General features: G+C 71.4%; 20 protein-coding genes. 10 read left to right on the top strand and 10 right to left on the bottom strand.

What is annotated here, in order from left to right:
* Nucleotides 1-45 precede the first annotated feature (45 nt).
* Entirely contained in the window at nucleotides 46-1,479 is a 1,434-nt protein-coding gene (gene pdxR / locus GCN81_RS09675; protein ID WP_156723705.1) for a MocR-like pyridoxine biosynthesis transcription factor PdxR, read from the top strand.
* Here pdxR and GCN81_RS09680 read toward each other — a convergent pair.
* On the bottom strand, nucleotides 1,476-1,886 hold the full coding sequence (locus GCN81_RS09680; RefSeq protein WP_156723706.1) for a VOC family protein: 411 nt from the start codon (nucleotides 1,884-1,886) through the stop codon (nucleotides 1,476-1,478). The two genes, pdxR and GCN81_RS09680, sit on opposite strands and share 4 nt — an antisense overlap.
* Nucleotides 1,887-2,172: 286 nt before the next feature.
* On the opposite strand from GCN81_RS09680, the gene GCN81_RS09685 reads away from it, so the two are divergent.
* The 3 genes from GCN81_RS09685 to GCN81_RS09695 all read left to right on the top strand — a co-directional run bounded on the left by GCN81_RS09685 (nucleotide 2,173) and on the right by GCN81_RS09695 (nucleotide 7,041).
* A complete protein-coding gene (locus tag GCN81_RS09685; protein WP_156723708.1) occupies nucleotides 2,173-3,783 on the top strand; it encodes an alkaline phosphatase D family protein in 1,611 nt (536 codons plus the stop codon).
* A gap of 120 nt (nucleotides 3,784-3,903) precedes the next feature.
* A complete protein-coding gene (locus tag GCN81_RS09690) occupies nucleotides 3,904-5,319 on the top strand; it encodes a GNAT family N-acetyltransferase (RefSeq protein ID WP_156723710.1) in 1,416 nt (471 codons plus the stop codon).
* Nucleotides 5,320-5,346: 27 nt separating this feature from the next.
* Entirely contained in the window at nucleotides 5,347-7,041 is a 1,695-nt protein-coding gene (locus tag GCN81_RS09695; RefSeq protein ID WP_156723712.1) for a DUF885 domain-containing protein, read from the top strand.
* A 56-nt stretch (nucleotides 7,042-7,097) separates the two neighbouring features.
* On the opposite strand, the gene GCN81_RS09700 is transcribed toward GCN81_RS09695, so the two are convergent.
* Entirely contained in the window at nucleotides 7,098-7,619 is a 522-nt protein-coding gene (locus GCN81_RS09700; protein ID WP_231626572.1) for a rhodanese-like domain-containing protein, read from the bottom strand.
* A gap of 94 nt (nucleotides 7,620-7,713) precedes the next feature.
* Here GCN81_RS09700 and GCN81_RS09705 point away from each other — a divergent pair, with 94 nt between their 5' ends.
* A complete protein-coding gene (locus tag GCN81_RS09705; RefSeq protein WP_156723714.1) occupies nucleotides 7,714-8,160 on the top strand; it encodes an Lrp/AsnC family transcriptional regulator in 447 nt (148 codons plus the stop codon).
* Nucleotides 8,161-8,163: 3 nt separating this feature from the next.
* On the opposite strand, the gene GCN81_RS09710 is transcribed toward GCN81_RS09705, so the two are convergent.
* From GCN81_RS09710 to GCN81_RS09720, 3 genes are all read right to left on the bottom strand, one after another.
* Nucleotides 8,164-8,613, bottom strand: coding sequence for an SRPBCC family protein (locus GCN81_RS09710; protein ID WP_156723716.1), 450 nt, complete (start codon nucleotides 8,611-8,613; stop codon nucleotides 8,164-8,166).
* Between the two features lie 935 nt (nucleotides 8,614-9,548).
* The gene (locus tag GCN81_RS09715) at nucleotides 9,549-10,004 is read right to left on the bottom strand and encodes a peptidoglycan-binding domain-containing protein (protein WP_156723718.1); all 456 of its coding nucleotides are present in this window, start codon (nucleotides 10,002-10,004) and stop codon (nucleotides 9,549-9,551) included.
* 431 nt (nucleotides 10,005-10,435) lie between these two features.
* Nucleotides 10,436-11,023 carry a TetR/AcrR family transcriptional regulator gene (locus tag GCN81_RS09720; RefSeq protein WP_156723720.1) on the bottom strand — a complete coding sequence of 196 codons (588 nt, stop codon included), beginning with the start codon at nucleotides 11,021-11,023 and terminating at the stop codon, nucleotides 10,436-10,438.
* Nucleotides 11,024-11,205: 182 nt separating this feature from the next.
* Between GCN81_RS09720 and GCN81_RS09725 the strand changes: the two genes are divergently transcribed.
* Complete coding sequence (locus GCN81_RS09725) at nucleotides 11,206-11,610, top strand: DUF6463 family protein (protein ID WP_156723722.1); 405 nt, start codon at nucleotides 11,206-11,208, stop codon at nucleotides 11,608-11,610.
* A gap of 333 nt (nucleotides 11,611-11,943) precedes the next feature.
* Here GCN81_RS09725 and GCN81_RS09730 read toward each other — a convergent pair whose 3' ends face one another.
* The 5 genes from GCN81_RS09730 to GCN81_RS09750 all read right to left on the bottom strand — a co-directional run bounded on the left by GCN81_RS09730 (nucleotide 11,944) and on the right by GCN81_RS09750 (nucleotide 18,676).
* On the bottom strand, nucleotides 11,944-14,943 hold the full coding sequence (locus GCN81_RS09730) for an AAA family ATPase (RefSeq protein ID WP_156723724.1): 3,000 nt from the start codon (nucleotides 14,941-14,943) through the stop codon (nucleotides 11,944-11,946).
* Nucleotides 14,940-16,103 (bottom strand): exonuclease SbcCD subunit D, encoded by a 1,164-nt coding sequence (locus GCN81_RS09735; RefSeq protein ID WP_156723726.1) that lies wholly within the window; start codon nucleotides 16,101-16,103, stop codon nucleotides 14,940-14,942. The genes GCN81_RS09730 and GCN81_RS09735 overlap by 4 nt, the downstream gene beginning before the upstream one ends.
* A gap of 221 nt (nucleotides 16,104-16,324) precedes the next feature.
* A complete protein-coding gene (locus tag GCN81_RS09740; RefSeq protein ID WP_156723728.1) occupies nucleotides 16,325-16,951 on the bottom strand; it encodes a YigZ family protein in 627 nt (208 codons plus the stop codon).
* A gap of 43 nt (nucleotides 16,952-16,994) precedes the next feature.
* Entirely contained in the window at nucleotides 16,995-17,909 is a 915-nt protein-coding gene (locus tag GCN81_RS09745) for an SMP-30/gluconolactonase/LRE family protein (protein WP_231626575.1), read from the bottom strand.
* Nucleotides 17,906-18,676: an IclR family transcriptional regulator gene (locus GCN81_RS09750; RefSeq protein ID WP_156723730.1), complete on the bottom strand. Its 771-nt coding sequence runs from the start codon at nucleotides 18,674-18,676 to the stop codon at nucleotides 17,906-17,908. Before GCN81_RS09750 ends, GCN81_RS09745 begins: the two co-directional genes overlap by 4 nt.
* A gap of 204 nt (nucleotides 18,677-18,880) precedes the next feature.
* On the opposite strand from GCN81_RS09750, the gene GCN81_RS09755 reads away from it, so the two are divergent.
* The 4 genes from GCN81_RS09755 to GCN81_RS09770 all read left to right on the top strand — a co-directional run bounded on the left by GCN81_RS09755 (nucleotide 18,881) and on the right by GCN81_RS09770 (nucleotide 23,626).
* Complete coding sequence (locus tag GCN81_RS09755; RefSeq protein WP_156723732.1) at nucleotides 18,881-20,035, top strand: mandelate racemase/muconate lactonizing enzyme family protein; 1,155 nt, start codon at nucleotides 18,881-18,883, stop codon at nucleotides 20,033-20,035.
* A complete protein-coding gene (locus GCN81_RS09760; RefSeq protein WP_156723733.1) occupies nucleotides 20,032-21,042 on the top strand; it encodes a zinc-dependent alcohol dehydrogenase in 1,011 nt (336 codons plus the stop codon). The genes GCN81_RS09755 and GCN81_RS09760 overlap by 4 nt, the downstream gene beginning before the upstream one ends.
* A gap of 154 nt (nucleotides 21,043-21,196) precedes the next feature.
* Nucleotides 21,197-22,171, top strand: coding sequence for a hypothetical protein (locus tag GCN81_RS09765; protein WP_156723735.1), 975 nt, complete (start codon nucleotides 21,197-21,199; stop codon nucleotides 22,169-22,171).
* A 99-nt stretch (nucleotides 22,172-22,270) separates the two neighbouring features.
* Nucleotides 22,271-23,626, top strand: coding sequence for a jacalin-like lectin (locus GCN81_RS09770; RefSeq protein ID WP_156723737.1), 1,356 nt, complete (start codon nucleotides 22,271-22,273; stop codon nucleotides 23,624-23,626).
* The last annotated feature ends 6 nt before the right edge of the window (nucleotides 23,627-23,632 follow it).

Genomic DNA, 23,632 nt, shown 5'->3' on the forward strand with positions numbered 1-23,632 from the left:
GGCACCCGACGCATCCGCACCCGACGCATCGACGAGGGGGTTCCGGTGTCCGTACCGGAGGACGGCGCTCAGGCCTGGGCCGCGGCCTGGGAGTTGCTGCTGCCCGCCGCGACCGCGCCCGCCCGGGCGCGTGGCCGCACGCTCCAGTCGGCGTTGCGGGAGGCGGTCAGGTCGGCGCGGCTCGCGCCGGGAACGCGGCTGCCGTCCAGCCGTGAACTGGCCGCGGATCTGGGGGTGTCCCGCGGTCTGGTCACCGAGGCGTACGAGCAACTGACCGCGGAGGGCTATCTGCGGGCCGACCGGGGTTCGGGGACCTGGGTGGGCGGCGCCGCCCGGGCCCCGGCGCCCAGGGCCCGCGACCTGGCACCCGGCGCGCTCCACGCGCGCGTGGACTTCCTGCCGGGAAGCCCCGACCTGTCACTGTTCCCGCGTTCCGCGTGGGCTGCGGCCCAGCGCGCGGTGCTCGCCGAACTGCCGCACCACGGGCTCGGCTACCCCGATCCGCGCGGGCTGCCCCGGCTGCGTACCGCGCTGGCGGAGCTGCTGACCCGGCGCCGGGGCGTGGTCGCGGACCCGGAGCGGGTCATCGTCTGCTCGGGCGTCGCGCAGGCGATCTCCCTGCTCGGCCAGGTGCTGTACGCGCGCGGGGAGCGCACACTGGGCGCCGAGGACCCGGGCAGCCCGGAGCACGCGCAGCAGCTCGCCACGGCTCAGATCGCCACCGTACGGCTGCCGCTGGACGAGGAGGGCCTCGCCCTGGAGCCGCTGCGCGCGCTCCGGGAGGTGCGTACGGTGATCAGCACACCGTCCCACCAGTTCCCGTCCGGCATCGCGTACTCCGCGCGCCGCCGCGCCGAACTCCTGGACTGGGCACGGGCGGTGGACGGCCTGGTCGTGGAGGACGACTACGACGGCGACTTCCGGTATGACCGTGCTCCGGTGGGCGCGCTTCAAGGTCTCGACCCGGAGCGCGTCGCGTACACGGGCTCGGTCAGCAAGTCCCTGGCTCCTGGACTGCGGCTCGGCTGGCTGCTCGTACCTGACGCACTCGCCGAGGATATCGTCGCCCACAAGCGCGTGATGGACCTCGGCAACCCGGTCCTCGACCAGGAACTGCTGGCGCACTTCATCGAAGGCGGTGGCTATGACCGGCAGTTGCGCCGCTGTCAGCGCGCTTACCGGGAGCGCCGGGACATCCTCGTCTCGGCTCTCGCGGAGCACTTTCCCGGCACGGAGGTGACCGGTATCGCCGCCGGGCTGCACATCATCGCCCGCATTCCCGCGCGGTACGGCCCCCAGGACGCGTTCCTGGCCCGGGCCGCCGAAGCCGGTGTCGCACTGCGCCCGCTGAGCGGCTACACCTCGGCGTTGCCGGACGACGGGGCGATACGTCTCGTGATCGGGTACGCGCAGCTGGCGCCCGCACGGATCGCCGACGGGGTGCGACTGCTGGCGCGGGCCACGAAGGCGGGTCCTTAGGAGCTGGACCACGCGCGGGTGCAGAGCACCAAGCGGTAGCCGTCCGGGTCCTCGACGGTGACGCCCCACTCGTTCCAGTACGGGTTGGGCGAGGGGACGCGGGTGCCGCCGTGCTTCTCCAGACGGGCCACCAGGTCGTCGGGGACCGGTCCGTCGAGGTAGATGACCAGGAGGTCTTCGTCGGTGGGGCGTGGCTGGACGGGTGCGGCTGGTTCGTTGACGAGTTCGAGGTGCCAGGAGGCAGCTGGCCAGCCGAGCATCAGCAGGTCGTGTTCGCCGGGCACGGCGCCGCCTTCGGCGCGATAGAGGACGCTGAGTCCGAGGCCCTGGGCGAAGAAGCGTTCCGCCGCCGCGAGGTCGCGGGACGGGCGGGCGATACGGATGTGGCTCTGGCCGTTGGCGGGCATGGCGGGTCCTCCCGTGGGTGAGGTACGCGGGGGCGCGTGACTCAACCGTAGGCGTTGAGTGATCTTGCGGTATCGGTCCAGCGCACCCGGTGCCTGGGCCTTGGGACCTAAGGCGCTGGGCCGAACCGAACGAACCGAACGAACCGAACGGAAGCAGCCGCGCGCCTGTTCCCCCGCCGCCAGGGTCAGTTGTTCACTTGGGGTTCGCGCGCGGGCCCCGGCGCCCCGCTAGATGTGGCACCGCACACCCTTCGCGTCCGTCGGACCCGTCACTGGAGGCGCATCGATGTCATCAGGTCACCCGATCCCGGCCCCTGGCCGCCGCTCCGTCCTACGGGGCTCGCTCGCCGCGTCCGCCGCCGCCCTGGGGTTGCCCGCGCTCGGCTCCGCGGCGCCCGCGTTCGCCCGCTCCGGGCGGCCGCGGGCCGACTGGGGGGTGCAGACCGGTGACGTGAGCGCGCACTCCGGCCTGGTGTGGGTACGCTCCGACCGGATGGCCCGGATGGTCGTGGAGACCTCCGCCACCGAGTCGTTCAAGCGGACGACCCGATGGCGCGGGCCGCTGCTCGGCCCCGGCACGGACTTCACCGGCACCACCCGGCTGCGCGGGCTCCCGCCCGGCCAGCAGATCCACTACCGGGTGCTGCTCGCCGACCCGGACGACCCGCGGCGCACCGGCGAGCCGGTGCCCGGCACCTTCCGTACGGCTCCGGTCAGGCGGGGGGACGGCGTGCGGTTCGTGTGGTCGGGTGACATCGCCGGGCAGGGCTGGGGCATCAACCCCGACCTCGGCGGATACCGGGTCTTCGACGAGATGCGCCGTCTGGACCCGGACTTCTTCCTGTGCAGTGGCGACACGGTCTACGCGGACGGGCCGATCCCGTCGAGCGTCAGGCTGCCGGACGGGCGGGTGTGGCGGAACATCACCACAGAGGAGAAGTCGAAGGTCGCCGAGACCCTCGCGGAGTTCCGGGGGAACTTCCGGTACAACCTGCTCGACACCAACCTGCGGGAGTTCAACGCGCAGGTGCCGAGCATCGTCCAGTGGGACGACCACGAGGTGGTCAACAACTGGTACCCCGGGGAGGTCCTGGACGACGCCCGCTACACGGAGCGGCGCGTGGATGTGCTCGCGGCCCGGGCGCGGCGGGCGTTCGGCGAGTACTTCCCGATCTCCACACTGGGTTCTGGTTCTGGTTCCGGTTCGGGACACGGGCGCGGGCGCGATGGGCGGGTGTACCGCGTGCTGCGGCAGGGGCCGCTGCTCGACGTGTTCGTGCTCGACATGCGTACGTACCGCAACGCCAACTCGCCCGGCCTGGGCACCGATGACCCGACCGGCGTGCTCGGCGAGGAGCAGGCGGCCTGGCTGAAGCGGGAACTGTCGCGTTCGCGTGCCGTGTGGAAGGTGATCGCGTCCGACATGCCGATCGGTCTGGTCGTCGCCGACGGCCCGGAGAACATCGAGGCGGTCGCCCAGGGCGACCCGGGCCGCCCGCTCGGCCGTGAGCTGCAGATCGCCGACGTACTGCGGCACATCAAGCACCGGCGGATCACCGGCACCGTATGGCTCACCGCTGATGTGCACCACACGTCCGCGCAGCACTACGACCCGTCGCGGGCCGCGTTCGGGGACTTCGCGCCGTTCTGGGAGTTCGTGACCGGGCCGCTGGCGGCGGGAGGCTTCCCCGCCGTACGCCTGGACGGCACCTTCGGTCCAGAGCGGCCCTTCCTGAAGGCGCCGACGCGGGCCAACGTCTCGCCCGCCGAAGCGCCGCAGCTCTTCGGTGAGGTCGAGATCTGCGGCGGCAGTGGGGAGTTGACGGTGCGGCTGCGCGAGGAGGGTGACGCGGTGCTGTTCACCAAGGTGCTTCAGCCGGGCCGGGTGGGCCAGTAGTCGCCGGTGATCACGTCGTAGCGGAATCAACAAAATCGGCAAAAGGGTCAGAAGCTGGCTTAACCGTGCGGTCACAAAGCGTTCGTGATCACGCAACACCGCTCCGGCAGGGTGCTCGGTATGACTGATGCGACAACAGCGAAGCGGGTCCGGCGCCAGCAGCACCACTGGCGCCGGGACACCATCGAACTCGCCGCCCTGTTCACGGCCGTCGTGGTCGCGGACACCCTCGCCAAGACCGTGGTCAGCGGGCCCGACGGGCCTGTCCTGCTGGTGGTCTCGGCCGTGGTGCTGATCGCCACGGCCGGGTTCCACACCTGGTGGGCACGGCGCCATGGCCATGCCCCGCCGAGCGGGGATACCGGCACCCCGCTCGCCGCGGGGACCGACGTGAGCGGTCCGGGCACCGGTACCGGTACGACGCCCACGCCCACGCCCACGCCCGCCCCGCTCACCGCCGCGCGGGCGACCACGCTGTGGCGGATGCGTACCACGGTGCGCGACCAGCCTGGTTCGCTGGCCGCCCTGTGCACCGTACTGGCCAAGGCCCAGGTCGATATCCTGAGCCTGCAGACCCATCCGCTGACCGAGGGCACGGTCGACGAGTTTCTGCTCCGCGCCCCCGAAGAGCTCTCCGCCGACGAGCTGACCCGGTCAGTGGCCCGCGCGGGCGGCACCGGTACCTGGACCGAGCGGGCGGACGCGCACGATCTGGTCGACGCACCGACGCGGGTGCTCGACCTCGCCACCCGTACCGCCCTGGACGCGGCCGAACTCCCGCTGGCCCTGCGCCAGTTGCTCGGCCGCTGCACCATCAGGTCGCTGCCCGCCAGTTCACCGACCGGTCCGCGCGCCACGGCCGAGCGGGCTCCCGTCGAGGGGGCGCTCGAAGGAACGCTGATGCGGCTGCGCGACCCCGCGGGCGGGGCGATCACCGTGGAGCGGCCGTACCTCCCCTTCACGCCCACCGAGTTCGCCCGGGCCCGCGCGCTGGTGGAGCTGGACGCCCGGCTCGGGCCGCGCATCCCGCGCAGCCAGGACGTCCTGACACTGCCTGAGGGCAACGCCATCACCGTACGCCGGGCCGACACCACGGACCTCGAGGCGGCCAAGGCGATGCACGAGCGCTGCTCCAAGTCCACTCTGAGCATGCGGTATCACGGCCCCGCGGGGGACGTCGACCGCTATCTCAAGCACCTGCTCAGCCCGCGCTTTGGCCGCACACTGGCCGTACAGACCGCCTCCGGCCGACTGGTCGCGCTGGGCCATCTGCTGTGGGACGGCGACGAGACCGAGGTCGCGCTGCTCGTCGAGGACGACTGGCAGCGCCGCGGGATCGGTACCGAGCTGCTCAACCGCCTGGTGGCGCTCGCGGCGGAGGCGGGCTGCGACAGTGTGTACGCGGTCACCAAGGCGTCCAACACCGGGATGGTCGCCGCGATGCGCGGCCTGGGTCTGCCGCTCGACTACCAGATCGAGGAGGGCACCCTCGTTATCACCGCACGTCCAGCGCACCGGGCAAACCGTGTGACGTGAGCGGCGCCGGCGTACGAGGATGTCGCTATGCCTGACATGACGCTCAGCCAGCTGCCCCGCCAGGTCGCCGACGCCTACGTCGACGACCTGATCGTCCTCAACCCGATCACCGGCACCTATCTGGGTGTGCCGGAGAGTTCGTCCCGCCTGCCTGACCTCTCCCCCGCGGGCCACCAGGCCCTCGCGGAGCTGACCCGGAAGACGCTGGACCGGCTGACCACGGCCGAAGGCGCGCCCGGCGCGGACAGTGACCACGAGCGCCGGTGTGCCCGGCTGCTGCGTGAACGACTGTCCGCGCAGCTGGCGCTGTACGAGGCGGAGGAGCACCTCAGTGTCGTCAGCAACATCATGTCGCCGGTGCACGAGGTGCGGGAGGCGTTAACGCTGACGCCGGCCGAGACCGACGAGGACTGGGCGGCCATCGCCGAGCGGCTGCGCGCCGTGCCCGCCGCGTTCGAGGGCTACCGCGAGTCGCTCGCGCTCGGCCTGGAGCGTAAGCGGTACGGCGGTCCGCGAGCGACCGCCACGTTCATCGGCCAGCTCACCGAGTGGACGGGCGGCGAGGCAGCGCCGCACGGCTGGTTCGACGACTTCGCCTCGGCCGCCCCCGAGGCGCTGCGTGGCGAGCTGGCAGCCGCGGCGGCCGAGGCCACCCGCGCCGTAGCGGCACTGCGGGACTGGATGCGCGACGTCTACGCGCCCGCCGTCGCGGACGCCCCCGACACCGTGGGCCGGGACCGCTACCGGGTCTGGTCCCGCTACTTCAACGGCACGGACCTGGACCTGGACGAGGCGTACGCGTACGGCTGGTCCGAGTACCACCGCATCCTCGGCGAGATGCGGACGGAGGCCGAGAAGGTGCTGCCCGGCGCGGACACGCCCTGGGCGGCGCTCGCCCACCTCGACACACATGGCACGCACATCGAGGGGGAGAACGAAGTCCGGGACTGGCTCCAGGGTCTGATAGACGAGGCGATCGACGCGTTGGACGGCACCCACTTCGAACTCGCCGAGCGGGTACGGAAGGTGGAGTCCCGCATCGCCCCGCCGGGCGGTGCGGCGGCCCCGTACTACACCGCCCCGTCAGAGGACTTCTCGCGGCCGGGGCGCACCTGGCTGCCGACGATGGGCGAGACCCGCTTCCCGGTATACGACCTGGTCTCCACCTGGTACCACGAGGGCGTACCGGGCCACCATCTGCAGCTGGCCCAATGGACGCACGTCGCCGAGAACCTGTCCCGCTACCAGGCGTCGGTGGGCATGGTCAGCGCCAACGCCGAGGGCTGGGCGCTCTACGCGGAGCGGCTGATGGACGAACTCGGCTTCCTCACGGACGCCGAGCGCCGACTCGGCTACCTGGACGCGCAGATGATGCGCGCCACGCGCGTGATCGTGGATATCGGCATGCACCTCCATCTGGAGATCCCGGCCGACTCGCCCTTCCACCCTGGCGAGCGCTGGACCCCCGAACTGGCACAGGAATTCTTCGGCAAGCACAGCGGCCGTCCCGCGGACTTCGTGGAGAGCGAGCTGACCCGCTACCTGTCGGTGCCCGGCCAGGCCATCGGATACAAGCTGGGCGAGCGTGCCTGGCTGCTCGGCCGGGAGAACGCGCGCCGGGCCCACGGTGACGCTTTCGACCCGAAGGCCTGGCATATGGCCGCGCTTTCCCAGGGCTCGCTGGGCCTGGACGACTTGGTGGACGAACTCTCCAAACTCTGAGGGCGGCGGATCAGGTCGGGCTGGGCACGCACGCGGTCGTCGGGGGCGACTGTGGTTCAGCAGCCGCAGTCGTCTCCGGTGACCGGGGCCGTCAGGGGGTCGGCGGGGCGGCGGTCCTCGCCCTCCCAGGTCTCGTACGGGAAGCCTTCCCTGGCCCAGTACTCGAAGCCGCCGAGCATCTCCTTGACCTGGTAGCCGAGTTGGGCGAGTGCGAGTGCGGCGCGGGTGGCGCCGTTGCAGCCGGGGCCCCAGCAGTAGGTGACGACCGGGACGGACTTGTCGAGCAGGTCCTCGGCCTGTTCCGGGATCAGGGCGGTGGGCAGGTGGAGGGCGCCGGGGACGTGGCCCTGGTCCCAGGACTCGGTGGAGCGTGAGTCCAGTACGACGAAGCCGGGGTCACCGCCCGCCGCGAGCGCGGAGGCGACATCCGACACGTCCGCGTGGAACGCGAGTGAGGCGCTGAAGTAGGCGGCGGCCGCGGCGGGGGCGGCTGGCGGAACGCGAAGCACGGAGTTCCGTACGGTCGTCGCGGGCTGGGTGGTCGCGGCATGGGCTGCGGTCTGGTGTGTCGTGGTCATGGGCATAAATCTATGGCCAGTGATCATCACAGTGAAGGCACGATTCCCTGCCTTGGTCTTGATCTGCCGGGGAATCCCCTGTTGCCTCTCGGGCATGACCGCGTATTCCCCGGACGCCACTGACTGGCGCATCCTCGAAGTCCTCCAGCGCGACGGGCGGGCCAGCTTCGCCGAACTCGCCCGCGCTGTCGCGATGTCGCCGAGCGCCGTGACCGAGCGGGTACGCCGCCTGGAGGACGCCGGGGTGATCCGGGGGTACGCGGCGATGGTCGCGCCAGAGCGGCTGGGGCTGCCGATCCTGGCGTTCGTCCGCCTGCGCTACCCGACCGCCAACTACAAGCCGTTCCACGATCTGCTGGACGTGACGCCGGAGATCCTGGAGGCACACCATGTGACCGGCGACGACTGCTTCGTGATCAAGGTCGCGGTGCGCTCCATGGGACACCTGGAGGAGGTCTCCGGAAAGATCGGCACCCTGGGGTCGGTCACCACGAGCGTGGTCTACTCCTCACCACTCTCCGGGCGACCTTTCGGCCGGTGACGGCTATGCCGCGCGCTGCTCCAGCAGGTCCTTCAACTTGCGCTCGTTTCGGGGGACCTCCTTGCGCATGTGCGGACGGACGACCAGCGGCACGAGCATCTTGCCCATCCCATGGCCCTCGAAGTCGATATCAAGCGTCAACCGTGAACGCCTGCCCTCGTCGAGCGGCTCGACCGTGCCGTGGACCTGTGGCCTGACGGGGCCCTCGACACCACGGACGAACCAGCTCCGCGGTGCGTCCACCTCGGCGTACTCCAGCTTCATCGGCATCTCGCGACGGCCGATTCGGCGCGTCACCTCAGCCCTGGAGCCCGGAGAGACCGGGGCGTCGCCGATCCGGTGCGCCTCCACCGCGCTCTCCTGCCACTCGGGCAGATGGGAGGCGTCGGTGACGTACGCGAAGACCTGCTCAGGAGGGCAGTCGATCTCAATGCTTTCCCTGACGGCAGTCATGCTCACTCCTCTGTCAGAGGGTTTCAGCTCCATGATCCCACCGGCCCCGCACCTGGACCAGACCTTCCAGATTCGGCCACAGTCCGCGACGCTCTCAGCACATACCGCGACCTGAGCGCGTCATCTCACCTGGCACTCGGCAGCCGGGACGCGCGGGCGCGTGCCGACGAGCGCGCTCAGCGTTCCGGCCCCGGCCGCGATGGCGCCAAGGTGCAGCACTACGGCGACCGCGGGATTCTCCTGGATTCTCCGGCGGGGTGACGTCGCTTGATGTCGGCACGGCCTCCCCCAGGCTCCGGAGGTTGGCCAACTAGTGGTCCAGCAGCGCGGCAGTGACGGTTTCCAGTCGAAAAAACCGAACCCACGGTCACGTTCTGGTACGGGATGAGGTGATCTTCGACGGGAGACCGCGGGCGTGTCGCTACATTGGCGCACCCACGGGGGCACTCACAGTCGGGCACGGAATGCGTCGGTCCGGCCGGTAACCACCTCCGCGGAGGGGGAACATGTGCGGACAAGAGTGCGCTCCGAGGCAGGCCGTCGATCCTGGCGAGTCTGAGTTCGGCGTCTCGCCCTTCGCGCGTGGAATAGACGCGGTACTGGACAGCATCCAGGAGACGTTCGGCGGGGTCGGCAGGAGTGTGAGCGGCGCCGTCTCCACGCTCCTGGACTGGCTGACGGATCCCAGGAACTGACCCACAGGGGCCCGCCGCTCGGAATCCACGGCTCGCACGGGCGCGTCATTCGTCGACCGCACGCTGGCGCACCCCTCGAGTCGCAGAGAACGGCCGGGGCACGTGGCGCCAGATCCCGGAGAGCTCAGCAGGTCGAGTGATCAGCGAGGTGAGACGTCAAGCTGGTACGGGCGCCCGGCCCGCCCTCTCCCTCGTCGAGGCGGAGGACGGGCCGCAGCATGTTCGTGCGGTCATTCAGTGTCAGTTGGGGTTACCGTTGGCGAACCGCTTGAACGCGGCCTTGGTTCCCGATCCGGCGATCCCGTCGATCGGACCGGTGTAGTCCCAGCCGCCGTACTTCAGCAGGCGCTGGAGCGCCTTGATCGTGTTGGGTCCGACGATCCCGTCGATCGCGTCGTTGTATCCCCAGTGCTTCTTGAGGCCGCGCTGGAACGCCTTCCAGCTGTTGGTGCCCAGCAGCCCGTCCCTCGCACCGGTGTAGCCGTGGTGCTTCTTCAGCCAGTCCTGGACCCTCTTGGCTTCCGCCTTGGTCAGGCCGAGGTTGTTGACCGCGAGCGGGGCGACGGCCTCCGAGTTCGCCACCGCCTTCGTGCCCTGCGCGGGCGCCGCGAAGCTGGTGCCCGCGGCCGCCAGGCTCCCGGCGGCGATACCGGCGGCGGCGACGACGCTGACCAGTGACCTTGTCAAGGATCGCATCTGTTTCCCCTCTTCGGTTTCTCGGTCGTATGAGCGGAGCCGACCGCACCGGCCAGCTCGCCGACAAGACTGCTGGGCCACAGGCAGCGGTCGCCACAATTGCCGCAGAAATGACGTCACCTCGGGACGCCCCACGCGCTTACCTGCAGGGTCGCCGTCTCGTGAGACGGGACGGCGGGACGGCGGGACGGTCCGAGCGGATCTCCGCGTAACGCTGGCAGGCGTGACCTGTTGGACGTCGTGATCCGTATCAAAGTCCGGACCGGAGCAGCCGATTTGGAATGAACACCCGGCAGAGGCTCCTTGATGCACCTCGGTCAGTTCATTTCCCCGGCAGCGAGGTGCACCAGCCCCGGTTGGGGCGGCAGAGGGGGTCTCACATTCTGGGAATGGAGTCTTGAACAGCCACTCAACCAGGAGAATCGGCCTTGTCAGTGCGGCTCGACAGCTCTGCCGACGTCGCTGTGGTGCCGGTCGGCCAATGCGGTGATTCCTGCCGTGGCCGCAGTGGCGAGGTCGGTGATCATGGCGTCGTCGACGGGCAGGTTGATGATGTACAGGGCAGATGCCAGGCTGCCGAGCAGTAGTAGGTGGGCCATCGCGGGGTCGACGGTCCCGGCCAGTTCGCCGCGGGCCACGGCCTGTTCGATGATGTCGGCGAAGATGGCCTGTTCGGCGGCCAGGAAGGTGTCCTGGAACCGCGCGTCCAGTCCGGGATTGACAGCGATCTCGCTGATCAGGGCCGGTGCGAGCTGATGGGCCGCCGGGGTGGCCATGCGGGAGTGGAACGCGCGGACCAGCGCCAGCAGGTCCCCGTGCAGCGAACCGGTGTCGGCCAGTGGCGGCAACTGCTGGTCGTGCATGGTGGCAGCGAACGCCGTCTCGGCTTTGGATGCGTAGCGGCGGTAGATCGCCGCCTTGCCCACCCCGGCGCGCGCCGCGACCTGATCGATGGTCAGTGCCGGGTAGCCGATTTCGTCGATCAGCTCGCGCGTGGCCTGGAGGATCTTGTTATCCACGCGGCTGTCTCGGGGGCGACCGCCCCGTTGCCTTCTCACGGTCATGCCTGCACTATACGGAACTAGAGTTTCGAAACTGCAGTATCGGAACCAAGATCTCAGAGATCACCGGATCCCGCTGCGCAGCGGCAATCGCGATGAAGTCGCGCCATGTCGCTTCGCCTCACGAACGGAGAAGTCGGATGATCAAGTGGGCTGGCTGGATCATCACGCTATTCGGCACCGCACACACATTCCTTGCCCTGACGGTGGTAGAAGCCGCGCGCCACGCCGGGACATGGTTCAGCGGCGGACTGTGGAGCGAGGACCTTGCCGACATGAGCCCGGCGGGCAGCGCGTACTGGCTGAGCCTGGCGAGTTTCGGCCCACCGCTCATCCTGGTCGGCCTGACAGTGTTGTGGCTGGACCGCCGCGGCATCACCCCGCCGGCGTTCATCGCCTGGACACTGGGGGCCTGGACCGTCGTCGACGCCGTAGTCCTCCCGTCCACGCCCTGGCCGCTCCTCGCGCTCGCGTGCGCCCTACTGCTGATCGGAGCCCGCCGCGCCCGCCACGACAACCCCGCACCCAAGGCCGGTCGTCGATGACTCCACGTTGCGACAACCGCGGCCAGATAGCTCCCCGCCTAACTGGCCGCGGGCGGGGAATCTGAACTGGCCACTGACAGGAAGCCCTGCTACCGGTAGCGGTCTGCGCCGGATCGGCATCGGGATGCTGTTCGAGGCCTCGCGCTGGCAGTACGGGCGCGCGACGCGGGGTGAGCCGTTCAAGCTCAACAACGACGTCGCCACGGTGACAACGACGACGACGGCAACGCGGCACGTCGTACATCGTGACCCAGATCGAAGCCCACCCGCTGACTTCGAACATCACCCTTGCCCATGCCGTGTTCGTACGCCGGACGCAGGGGCGACGGTCCGCTACAAGTCCGTCCCCCGCTGACGTACGGCCGAACCGCCCCGCCCCTTGACGACTTCGAGTTGGGCGTGGATGCGGCGGCGTAGGTCCGCTACGTGGCTGACGATGCCTACGCTGCGGTCGCGTTCGCGGAGGGTGTCCAGGACGTCGAGGACCTCGTCGAGAGTCTGGTCGTCCAGACTGCCGAAGCCCTCGTCGATGAAGAGTGTGTCCAGGCGTACACCGCCCGCTTCGTCGGTGACGACGTCGGCGAGACCCAGGGCCAGGGCGAGTGAGGCGAAGAAGGTCTCGCCGCCGGAGAGGGTCGCGGTGTCGCGCTCGCGGCCGGTCCAGGCGTCGACCACGTGCAGGCCGAGGCCCGAGCGGCCGCGGCCCGTGCGGTCGTCGGAGTGCACCAGGGTGTAGCGCCCGGACGACATACGCGCCAGCCGTACCGTCGCGGCCGCCGCGACCTGTTCCAGGCGGGCGGCGAGTACGTAGGACTCCAGGCGCATCTTGCGTTCGTTGTCCGCCGAGGTCCCCGCCGTGAGGGCGGCGAGCCGGGCGACCCGGTCGTACTGGGCGCGGAGGGGGGCGAGTTGGTGCGCTTCGGCTATGGCATGGGCGGAGAGGCGGTCGAGTTCGGCGCAGCGGGTGGCTGCCGCGTCGCGTGTCAGGTCCGCTTCACGCAGGCGGCGTTCGGTGGCGTCGGCGGTGTGCCGGGCCGCCTCGGGGTCGGCGCGCGGGAGTTGGGCGGCGGCGGACGTGTCCGGTTCGGCGAGTACGGCGCGTACGGCGGCCTCCTGCTGCTGCCGTGCGTCGAGGCGGTGTTGGAGCTCGCGGTGCTGGGCGTCGTCGAGTGCGGCGGCGGCCGCGTCGTCGGGGGTGCGGAACCCGGCGCGGAAGGCGGCGTCGGCGAGCCGGGCGTCGGCGTCCTTGAGGCGCCTCGCGGTGTCGTCGGCGGCGCGTACGGCTTCGGCTGCCTCGGTGAGCTGGGCGGCCTGCCGCTCCAGGTGAGCGGCGCGCGTGGCGACGCTTTCCGCGGTGCCGCGCGCCTGGCGCAACTCCGCCTCCAGCGTTGCCTGTTCCTTGTCCAGGGCGTCCCGCAGGGCGGCGCGTGAGGCGGTGCGGGTCGCGGCCTGCTGCTGGGCGGCGCGCCTGCGGTCGTGTTCGGCCTCGGCGTGGGCGAGAGCCTCGCGGGCGGCGTGCAGCCCGGTCGCGCTCTCCCGCGCCTCGGTGTACTCGCGGTTCAACGCCTCAGCGGTGGCAGCGAGTTCCGGTGTCGGCGTGTCGCCTGCCGCCGCGTTGGCCGCGGCCAGGGATTCCCGTACGTCGCCCAGGGCCTGCTCGGCCGTGGCGCGCTGCTCGTCGGCGCGTTGGTAGGCGGCGAGCGCGGCCTCCTCCGCCGGGCGGTCGACATGGCCCACGACCTTGCGGGCGGGCGCCGGGTGTTCGGTGGCGCCGCACACCCCGCAGGGCTCACCGTCGGTGAGGCCTTCGGCGAGTTCGGCGGCGATGCCCCGCAGCCGCTGTTCCTTGAGGGTGAGCCAGTGCTCGTGCGCGGCGGAGGCGCGCTCCCGGGCGGCGACGGCTAGGTCGCGGGCCTCGGCGGCCTGGCCGGTCAACTCGTCCCGGCTGCGGGCGGCTTCCCAGCGGGCCTGGGCGGGTTCCAGCTGGCCCGCGAGGTGTTCGGCGCGGGTGGCGGCGTCCTGGGCGTCCTCGACGCGCTCCTTGAGCGTGGCGCGGGTGGTGTCCCAGTCCTCGAGCCAGCCCGCGGCCTCCTGGAGCGCGTCGTCGTCGACCCGCTGCTCACGCTCGATGTCGGCGCGTTCCGTGGTGAGTTCCGCGAGCCGGTGCTCGGCGCGGCGGGCGGATTCCAGTCCGCCCAGCTCCTCTAGTGCGCGCCTGGCGGCCGTGGCCAGGCCCGTCGCTCCGGCGTCGGCGTAGGGCTCGGGCAGGGCGGCTCTGGTCCGGGACTCGTCGGTGCGGGCGCGGCGGTGTTCGGTCTCGGTGGCGGTACGCAGGGCGAGTGCGGGGGTGACGGCCTCGGCCTTGCGGCCGCGGTCCAGCCGTCGCTGCCACTCCCGTTGTTCATCGGCGCGCTCCGCGAGGCGGTCCGCGCCCGCGCGGGCCTCGGCGAACCTGCGCTGGAGCCGGTCGGTCTCGCGTACGTCGTCCAACGCCCGGGAGGCCGCCGTGTGGGCGGACTCGGCGGCCGCCGCCGCGGCGTGGGCGACGGCGAGCCGCTCCCGGGCGCCCGTTCTGGCTACCGCCGCCCAGGTGAGGACGGTGTCCGCGAGTCCTGGTTCGCCTGGCGTCAGGTCGGGCAGTGGCACCTCGACCGCGCTGCCCGCGGCCTGCTGCATCCGATGCGCGGTGGCGAGCAGCCGGTCGTCACCGGCCCGCACCTCGGCCTCCGTGGAGCGCCTGCGCTCGGCGAGGTGATCCTCGACGGCGGCGAACCGCCGGGTGTCGAAGAGCTTGCCGAGCAGCTTTCCGCGGGCCTCGGCGTCGGCGCGCAGAAAGCGCGCGAAGTCGCCTTGGGGAAGGAGAACGACCTGGCAGAACTGGTCCTTGGTCATCCCGAGTAGTTGGCCGATCTCCTCGCCGATCTCCTGGTGGGAGCGGCTGAGGGCCTTCCAGGTGCCCTGCCGGGCGTCGTATTCGCGCAGCCAGGACTGGGCTTTGTCGGTGGTGGTGCCGGTGCCGCGCTTCTTGGGGCGCTCCCAGGGCGGCTGCCTGGTGACCTCCAAACGCCGCCCGGCCACGGTCAGTTCGAGGCACACCTCGGTGCGGGTGTCGGGCGCCGCGTGGTCGCTGCGCAGGGTGCCGGGCTGGCTCTGCCGGGTGCCGGGCACCGACCCGTACAGCGCGTAGCAGACGGCGTCCAGGACGGACGTCTTGCCCGCGCCGGTCGGGCCGTGCAGCAGGAAGATCCCGGCTTCGGACAGGGTGTCGAAGTCGATGTGCTGGCTGCCGCCGAAGGGGCCGAACGCGGTGACGCTCATGCGGTGCAGCCTCATCGGGCGACCTCGCGCTGTGCCTCCAGGGCCTGCGTGGCGTCGAACGCGCCCCGCAGCACGGTGCGTTCGTGTGGGTCGGGTGCACTGCCCCGTACGTGGGCCACGAAGTCCTCGGCGATCTGTTGCTCGGAGCGTCCCTTGAGGCGCTGGGCGTACGACACGGCCGGGTCGTCGGCGGTCTTTTCGGGCGCGAAGACGAGGCTCAGTACGTGCGCGAAGCGCTCGGCGAGTCTGGCCATGGGCTCGGCCGGGCGCACCGGGTCGGTGAGGGTGGCCTCCACCCAGGCGTCGGTGGCGGTGTCCCACCGGGGGTCGGTGAGCAGTGCGTCCAGCGTGCCGGAGATCCGGGCCAGCGGGCGCGGCACCGGGCAGTCGACGCGTTCGGCGTGTACCTCGCCGCCGGGGCCGAGGTCGATCAGCCACATGCTCTTGCGGTGCGACGCTTCGGAGAAGGAGTACGCGAGCGGGGACCCGGAGTAGCGGACCCGCTCGGAGACGGTCTGGGCGCTGTGCAGATGCCCGAGTGCCGCGTAGTCGACGCCGTCGAAGACCGCGGCGGGTACGGAGTCGACGCCGCCGACGGTGATGTCCCGCTCGCTGTCGCTCGGCTCGCCTCCGGTGACGAAGGCGTGCGCCAGCACCACGGACCTGGTGCCGTGCGGCCGCCCGGCGAGGTCGGCGCGCACCTGGTCCATGGCGGCGCCGAGCACCGCCTCGTGCCCGGCCTTGTCCAGTTGGAAGGTGTCCTTGACCAGGGTGGGCTCCAGGTACGGCAGCCCGTAGAAGGCCACGTCGCCGTGCTCGTCCGCGAGGAGTACGGGCTCGCCGCACCGGGCGGGCTCGGTGCGCAGGTGGATGCCCGCCTTGCCGATCAGTCCGGCGCCGACGCCGAGGCGGCGCGCCGAGTCGTGGTTCCCGGAGATCATCACCGTGGGGACGCCGAGGTCGGCCAGCCGGTGCAGCGCCGTGTCGAAGAGCTCCACCGCGGTGAGCGGCGGCACGGCCCTGTCGTACACGTCACCCGCGACGACGACCGCGTCGACCCGTTCCTCGCGCGCGGTCGTCACGAGGTGGTCGATGAAGGCGGCCTGCGCGTCGAGCAGGTTCACCCGGTGCAGGGACCGTCCCAGGTGCCAGTCAGAGGTATGCAGGAACCTCATGAACCCACCCCGGCCCGCGTGTCCTGCACGTCCTGCGTGTCACGCGTGTCCCGCATCGCTCCCCTTGCTCCCCGTGCTCCGCTGCTCCGCAGCTCCGCCCCTGATTCCCCGTTTCTCGCGCGTCTCAGTGTGCCACTGGTGTCCGGGGTGGATTGCCCGTACGGGAGAGTGCGCGCAGCGCGCGAGGGGGTGCGGCGGCGTGCGCGCGTACGTACGGGCTCTCAGGCGTCGCCGTACGCCTCCGCGCCCAGGGCCAGGACCGCCGTGCCCGCGGTCGCGTCGGCGAGCCAGCCGCGGAAGGTGTCGACGTCCGCGTCCGGCAGTCCGATCTCGATGGTGACGGCCTCGCCGTAGCGCACGTCACGTACCGCGCGGCCGGTCATCCGCAGGTCGTTCTCCAGCTTGCCCGCGCGCTGGTGGTCAACGGTGATGGTGGCCAGCCGGAACCGCCGCCTGGTGAGCGTGCCGAGCGTGTCCAGGGCTTCGCCCACCGCGCCTCCGTACGCCCTGATGAGACCGCCCGCGCCCAGTTTGACGCCACCGAAGTAGCGGGTGACGACGGCGACGACGTACCGCATATCGCGGCGCAGCAGCATCTGGAGCATCGGCGCGCCCGCGGTGCCGCCGGGTTCGCCGTCGTCGCTCGCCTTCTGTACGGAGGCGTCGGCGCCGATGACGTACGCCCAGCAGTGGTGGCTGGCGGTGGGGTGCTCTTTTCGGACGCGGGCGAGGAACTCCTGGGCTTCCTGCTCGGTGGCGGCGGGGGCGAGCGCGCACAGGAAGCGTGAGCGGCTGACCTCGGTCTCATGCACGCCCTCGCGGGCCACGGTGCGGTACTCGTCCTGCATCAGGCCAGCGTAGGCGCTGGCGGTGACAGGGCCGGAGTCAGCCTCAGCCTGCGAACGGGGTGCCCGGCAGTCCCTGGCCCACGTCCGGCAGGACCAGGACGGAGCCGGACAGCGGGTGCGGGTCGCTCAGGCCGGTGCGGGCCGTGGTGATGTAGAGGTCACGCAGTCCGGCGCCGCCGAAGGCGCAGGCGGTCGGGCGGCGTACGGGCAGCTCGACCGTACGGTCCAGGGTGCCGCGCGGGGTGTACCGGCGCAGGTGTCCGCCGTCCCAGAGCGCGACCCAGACGCAGCCGTCGGCGTCGACGGTGAGGCCGTCCGGGGTGCCAGCGGCGGGGTCGATGGCCGCGAGGGGGCGCCGGTCGGCCGGGACACCGTCTGCCATACGGCAGACGTCGATGCGGCCAGTGAGGCTGTCGATGTAGTAGAGGAGAGTGCCGTCGGGGCTCCAGCCGGTGCCGTTGCTGACGCCGACGGCGTCGAAGACGGTGGTGACGGAGGCGTCGGGGGCGATTCGGGTGAGGTGTCCGCCGCCGTCGGCCTCGTCGTAGCGCATGGTGCCCGCCCACAGGGAGCCGTCCGGGGCGACGGCCGCGTCGTTGCCCCGGCGGCCGGGCACGGGATCGTGGACCAGCCAGGAGAACGTCCAGTCGGCATCGGCATCGGCGTGGGCGTCGGCGTCGTACCGCCCGATGCCGTCCCGTAGGTTGACGACCAGGCCGCCGCCCGCTCGTGGCTTGGCCGCACCGACGTGCTGTTCGGTGGCCAGGATGGTGCGGTGACCGGTGGCGGGCGCGTAGGTGTGGACGCGGGAGCCGAGGACGTCCACCCAGATGAGCCGCTGGGTGACCGGGTCCCAGGTGGGGCCCTCTCCCAGGGCCGCGCTCTCGCGGACCGCGACCTCGACTCTGACGCGGGAGCCGATCCCGATCCCTACCCCACCCCCGGCCTCGGTGCTCACCTGACGCCCCGGTGGCCAAGCCGCCCGGAGAGGTCGCCCGCGCCCTTGGCCGCCAGCTCGGCCAGCTCGCCCTCCCGCTCCTCGTTCCACCGGATCATGGGTACGGAGATGGACAGGGCGGCCACCACCCGGCCCGCGCTGTCGCGCACGGGGGCGGCGACGCAGCTCACGTCCGGGTTGGACTCGCGGTGTTCGACGGCGATGCCGCGGGTACGGATCTCGGCGAGCGCGGTGCGCAGCGCGTCCGGATCGGTGATGCTGGCCGGGGTCATCGCGGCGAGTTCGTTGTGCCCCAGGCGGGCGTCCAACTCGTCGGCGGGCAGGGCGGCGAGCAGCATCTTGCCGACCGATGTGCAGTGTGCGGGGAGTCTGCGGCCCGCCGCGGAGACCATCCGCACCGCGTGGGTGGAGTCCACCTTGGCGATGTAGATGACGTCGGTGTCCTCCAGGATCGCGACGTGGACGGTCTCGTCGCAGGTCTCGGCGACCTCGCGGGCCACTCGCTGGCCTTCGGCGGCGAGGTCGAGCTGTTCCGCGTACCGGCTGCCGAGTTGGTAGGTGCGCACGCCGAGGCGGTAGCGGCCGGGCTGTTCGGGCACAGGCACCAGGTAGGAGCGAGCGGCCAGGGTGGTGAGCAGCTCGTGCACGGTGGTGCGCGGGAGTTGGAGCCTGCGGGTGACCTCGGGCGCGGAGAGCGTCCCGTCGCCTTCGAGGAAGAGCTCGAGTATGTCCAGTGCCCTGGTCACCGCGGGAACCAGCCGCCCCATGACCTCCACCACCTCTCCGTTCGAGACTTCGGGCAGCGCCCGATATAACGAACATAGGCTAGCCACAGCCACGTTCGCGGGCAATGCTCGTGCCGTCGCCATCCGCTGCGCGACCCATTGACACCCCCACGGGACCCTGACTACGGTCACGCCAACATTTCGAACGTGTGCCGAAATATCGAACGGACTCTGGGGGCAACTGCCGTGCGCATCACGGGAATCAGCACTCATGTCGTGGGGACGCCCTGGCGCAACCTGACTTATGTGCTCGTGCACACCGACGAGGGTCTCACCGGCGTCGGCGAGACCCGCATGCTCGGCCACACGGACGCGCTGATCGGCTATCTCCGCGAGGCCGAGGCGAACCACATCGCCGGGTCCGACCCGTTCGCGGTCGAGGATCTCGTGCGGCGGATGAAGTACGGCGACTACGGCCGGGCGGGCGAGATCGTCATGTCCGGCATCGCGGTCGTCGAGATGGCCTGTTGGGACATCAAGGGCAAGGCGCTCGGGGTTCCGGTCTGGCAGTTGCTCGGCGGCCAGGTGACCGACCAGGTCCCGGCGTACGCCAACGGCTGGTACACCACGGAGCGCACCCCCGAGGCGTACCATCAGGCGGCCCAGGCGGTGGTGGCACGCGGCTACCGCGCGCTGAAGATCGACCCGTTCGGTACGGGGCACTTCGAACTCGACGCCGAGCAGAGCCGGTACGCGGTCTCGCTGATCGAGGCGGTACGGGACGCGATCGGCCCGGACACGGAGCTGATGCTGGAGATGCACGGCCGGTTCAGCCCGGCCACGGCGGTGCGGCTGGCCAGGGAGCTGGCGCCGTTCAAGCCCGCCTGGCTGGAGGAGCCGGTGCCGCCGGAGAACCTCAAGGCGCTGGAGAAGGTGGCACGGAAGGTCGACATGCCGGTGGCGACCGGGGAACGTATCCATGACCGGATCGAGTTCCGGGAGCTCTTCGAGTCCCAGGCGGCGGACATCATCCAGCCCGATGTGGGGCATATCGGCGGCATTCTGGAGACCCGCAAACTGGCGGCGACCGCCGAGACGCACTACCTGCTCGTCGCCCCGCACAACGTCGGCGGCTCGGTGCTCACCGCCGCCTCGCTGCAAGTCGCCGCCTGCACCCCGAACTTCAAGGTTCTGGAGCACTTCAACGATTTCGCGGACGCGGAGATCAAGAAGGTGGTGCGCGGAGCGCCCGAGGTGGACCCCGAGACGGGCTGCTTCACGGTTTCGCACGCCCCGGGCCTGGGGGTCGAGCTGGATGTCGACGCCGCGGCCGAGTTCCCGCAGCAGAAGGCCCGCTTCGACCTGTGGGCCGACGGCTGGGAACAGCGGGCCCCGAAGTGAGCCGCGCGCTGATCGTCGACCGGCCCGGCAGCCACCGCCTGGTACGCCGGGACGAGCCGGTACCCGGGCCCGGCGAGGTGCTGGTGCGGGTCGCCGCGGCCGGGATCTGCATGAGCGACCGTGAGGTGTACGACGGCCATCGCGCCGCCAGCTATGTGCGCTACCCGATCACGCCGGGCCATGAGTGGTCCGGGACCGTGCGGGCGGTGGGCGAGGGCGTCGATCCCGCGCTCGTCGGCCGGAAGACGGTCGCCGAGGGGTTCCGGGCCTGTGGGGTGTGTGAGCGCTGCCGGTGCGGCGAGACGAGTCTGTGCGGGGGTGGGTACGCCGAGACCGGATTCACCGAACCGGGCGCGTTCGCGGACCATCTGACCGTGCCCGCCCGGCTGTTGCACCCGCTGGCCGACGACGCGGACCTGCGGGCCGCCGCCCTGCTGGAACCCGCCGCCGTGATCGCCGCCGCGGTCCGCACCGGGCGGCCACGCCCCGGCGAGCGGATCGCGGTGGTCGGCGCGGGCACCCTGGGGCTGCTCGCGACGCAGTTGCTGGCCGCGGTCTCGCCCGCCCGGCTGACCGTGGTCGATCCCCGTACGGCACGCGGCGAGCAGGCCCTGCGGTTCGGGGCCAGTGAGAGCCTGGTGCCCGAGGAGGCCGCGGTCCTGGACGGCGTCTTCGACCTGGTCGTGGAGACCGCGGGGGCGCCCTCCACGGCGGCCTCGTCCTGTCTGCTGGCGCGCAGGGGCGGCCGGGTGGTGCTCACGGGGATGTTCGCCCCGGGCGCCGACGGCATCGATCCGGTGCATCTGTCGGTGAGTCAGCTGGAGGTGCGCAGCGTCTTCGGTGCCCCGTCCCGCGCGTGGTCGGACGCGGTGCGGGCGTTGGGCACCGGACTGCTCGACCCGGCCCCGTTGATCACCCACGAGTTCCCGCTGGAGCGGTTCGGGGAGGCGATCGATCTGGTCGGCGGCGGCGATCCGAAGACCGGGAAGGTCCTGTTGCGCCCCTAGCCCCCTTCAGCCCCCTTCAGCCCCCTTCATCTGGGCCTACTCCCCCAGTCCGTACGGCGGTGCGGCGGTGCGGCGGTTGCCCCCTGTCAGCCCTCCGTACCGCCGCGTATCCACTATCCCGAATGCTGACCGATATTTCGAACATGGGAGTCCTGTGACCGCCCCGTCCACACCTCGCCGCCCCGGCGCCGACGCCCTCGCCCGTATCGGCCACCCCACCCCCGCCGTCCAGACCGCCGACGCCTCACCGCACACCTTCCCGGACGGCGGCACCTGGCGCACCGAGATCCCCTCGGTGGAGGGCCCGGAGGCCCTGGCGGTCGTCCTCAAGGAGTCCGCACGCCTGGACCTGCCCGTGCACCGGGTCAGCCAGGGCAGCGGCGTCTGGATGCTCACCGACGGCGAGATCACCGACATGGTGGACTCCTGCGCCGAACGGGACATCGAGCTCTGTCTGTTCACTGGACCCCGTGGCACCTGGGACATCGGCGCCGCCACCCGCACCGACTCCGGCGGCGCCGGGCTGCGCGCCCGAGGGCACGACGCGCTCGCCGGGTGTGTCGAGGACGCGCTACGCGCCGCGTCGCTCGGGGTGAGCTGTCTGCTCGTCGCGGACGAGGGCGTGCTGTGGACGCTGCACCGGCTGCGCGCGGCGGGCCTGCTGCCCGCCGACACCACGTTCAAGCTGTCGGCGCTGTCCGGTCCGGTCAACCCGGCCTCGTACGCCGTCTACGAGTGCCTCGGCGCCGACTCCCTCAATGTGCCGTCCGATCTGACCCTGGCCCATCTCACCGAGATCCGCCGCGTCAGCCGGGCACCGATGGACCTGTACGTCGAGGCACCCGACGACCTCGGCGGCTATATCCGGATGTACGAGGCGGCCGAGCTGATCCGGCGCGGGGCGCCGCTGTACCTGAAGTTCGGGCTGAGCCGCGCGCCTGGCATCTATCCGTACGGCGCCCAGCTGCGCGAGCACACCCTCGCCACGGCCCGCGAGCGGGTCAGGCGGGGCCGTCTGGTCCTGGACCTGCTCGCCCGGCACGGCGCGGACGGCGGGATGTCGCCGCTCGGCTCCCGGCTGCCCGGCCCACTGAACCGCTTTCGCTCCGCACCGGACGCGGGCGACTGATGTGCCGCGCCCTGCAATCCACTAACTCCCCTTGCTCTCCCGCTCCTTGAGTCTCACTATGAAGCGCCCACAACCCCCCACCCCCCTTACGGAGCCCCCATGAGACGACTCCTGAGCGCGCTCGCCACGGGCGCGCTCGTCCTGACCTGCCTCACAGGTGCGGCCGCCGCCGCGCCCACCGCCGCGCACGCTCCCGCCACGCCGCCGCCAGCCGCCACGTCCGGTGACTTCGACGTCCTCACGTACAACATCGCGGGCCTCCCCGCCGGGATCGGCGACAGCGACCCGGAGACCAACACCCCGCTGATCGGACAGCGCCTGGGCCCGTACGCGATCGTCAACGTCCAGGAGGACTTCAACTACCACGCGGCGCTGTACGCCAACGACCGCCACCCGCACCGCACCGCCACCAGCGGCGGCGTGGTCTTCGGTGACGGCCTCAATACGCTGTCCGACCATCCCTTCGAGGACTTCCAGCGGGTCCGCTGGCGCGACTGCACCAACGCCGACTGCCTGACACCCAAGGGGTTCACGCTCGGCCGGGTCAGGCTCGCCGAAGGCGTCTTCGTCGACGTCTACAACGTGCACACCAACGCGGACGTGACGGACGCCGCGCTCGCCGCGCGCCGCGCCAACATCGCGCAGCTGTCGGAGTTCGTCCGGGCCAACTCCGCCGGAAACGCGGTGATCGTCATGGGGGACACCAACACCCGCTACACCCGCGCGGGCGACACCATCCGCACCCTGGTACGTGACAACGGCCTGGCCGACCCCTGGGTGGACCTCATCCGCGACGGAGACGTCCCCGCCGAAGGCAGCGAGGCGCTGGTCTGCGACAAGGCCGCGCCCACCGACGACTGCGAGGTCGTCGACAAGGTCCTGTACCGGGGCAGCGCCCTGGTGCACCTCACGGCCACGAGCTACCGCAACGACTGGCGGGACTTCCTGCGCGACGACGGCACCCATCTGTCCGACCACTACCCGCACGCGGTCGGCTTCACCTGGTCGCTGCCGGACGGCGGGCTGCGGGCCAGTGACTTCTTCGGCGGCCCCCACGGCGCGGCCTTCAACGACGCCCCCGCGCTGCCCACGACCCTGGCGCCCCGCACCCTGACGCTGCGCGGCGGAGCCCGCCTCGACGGGCTGGCGCTGACGCACGACGACGGTACGGTGCTGCGCCACGGCGGCACGGGCGGCGCCCCCGTCTCCCTCACCCTGGCCAGCGGTGAACACCTCACCTCGGTCACCCTCAGCCGGGGAAAGAAAGACGGCAGGACGCGGGTCTTCTCCGCGTCCTTCGGCACCGACCAGGGCCGCACCCTCGCGGCAGGCGCGCCCACCACCGACCGCGTCACCTTCAGCGCCCCGCCCGGCCTGCGGATCGTCGGCTTCGCGGGACGCTCAGGGGACGAGATCGACAAACTCGGTGTGCTCTACGCGCCGATCATCCGCTGATCAACC

The organism is Streptomyces apocyni (genome assembly GCF_009739465.1).
Classification (GTDB): Bacteria; Actinomycetota; Actinomycetes; order Streptomycetales; family Streptomycetaceae; genus Streptomyces; species Streptomyces apocyni.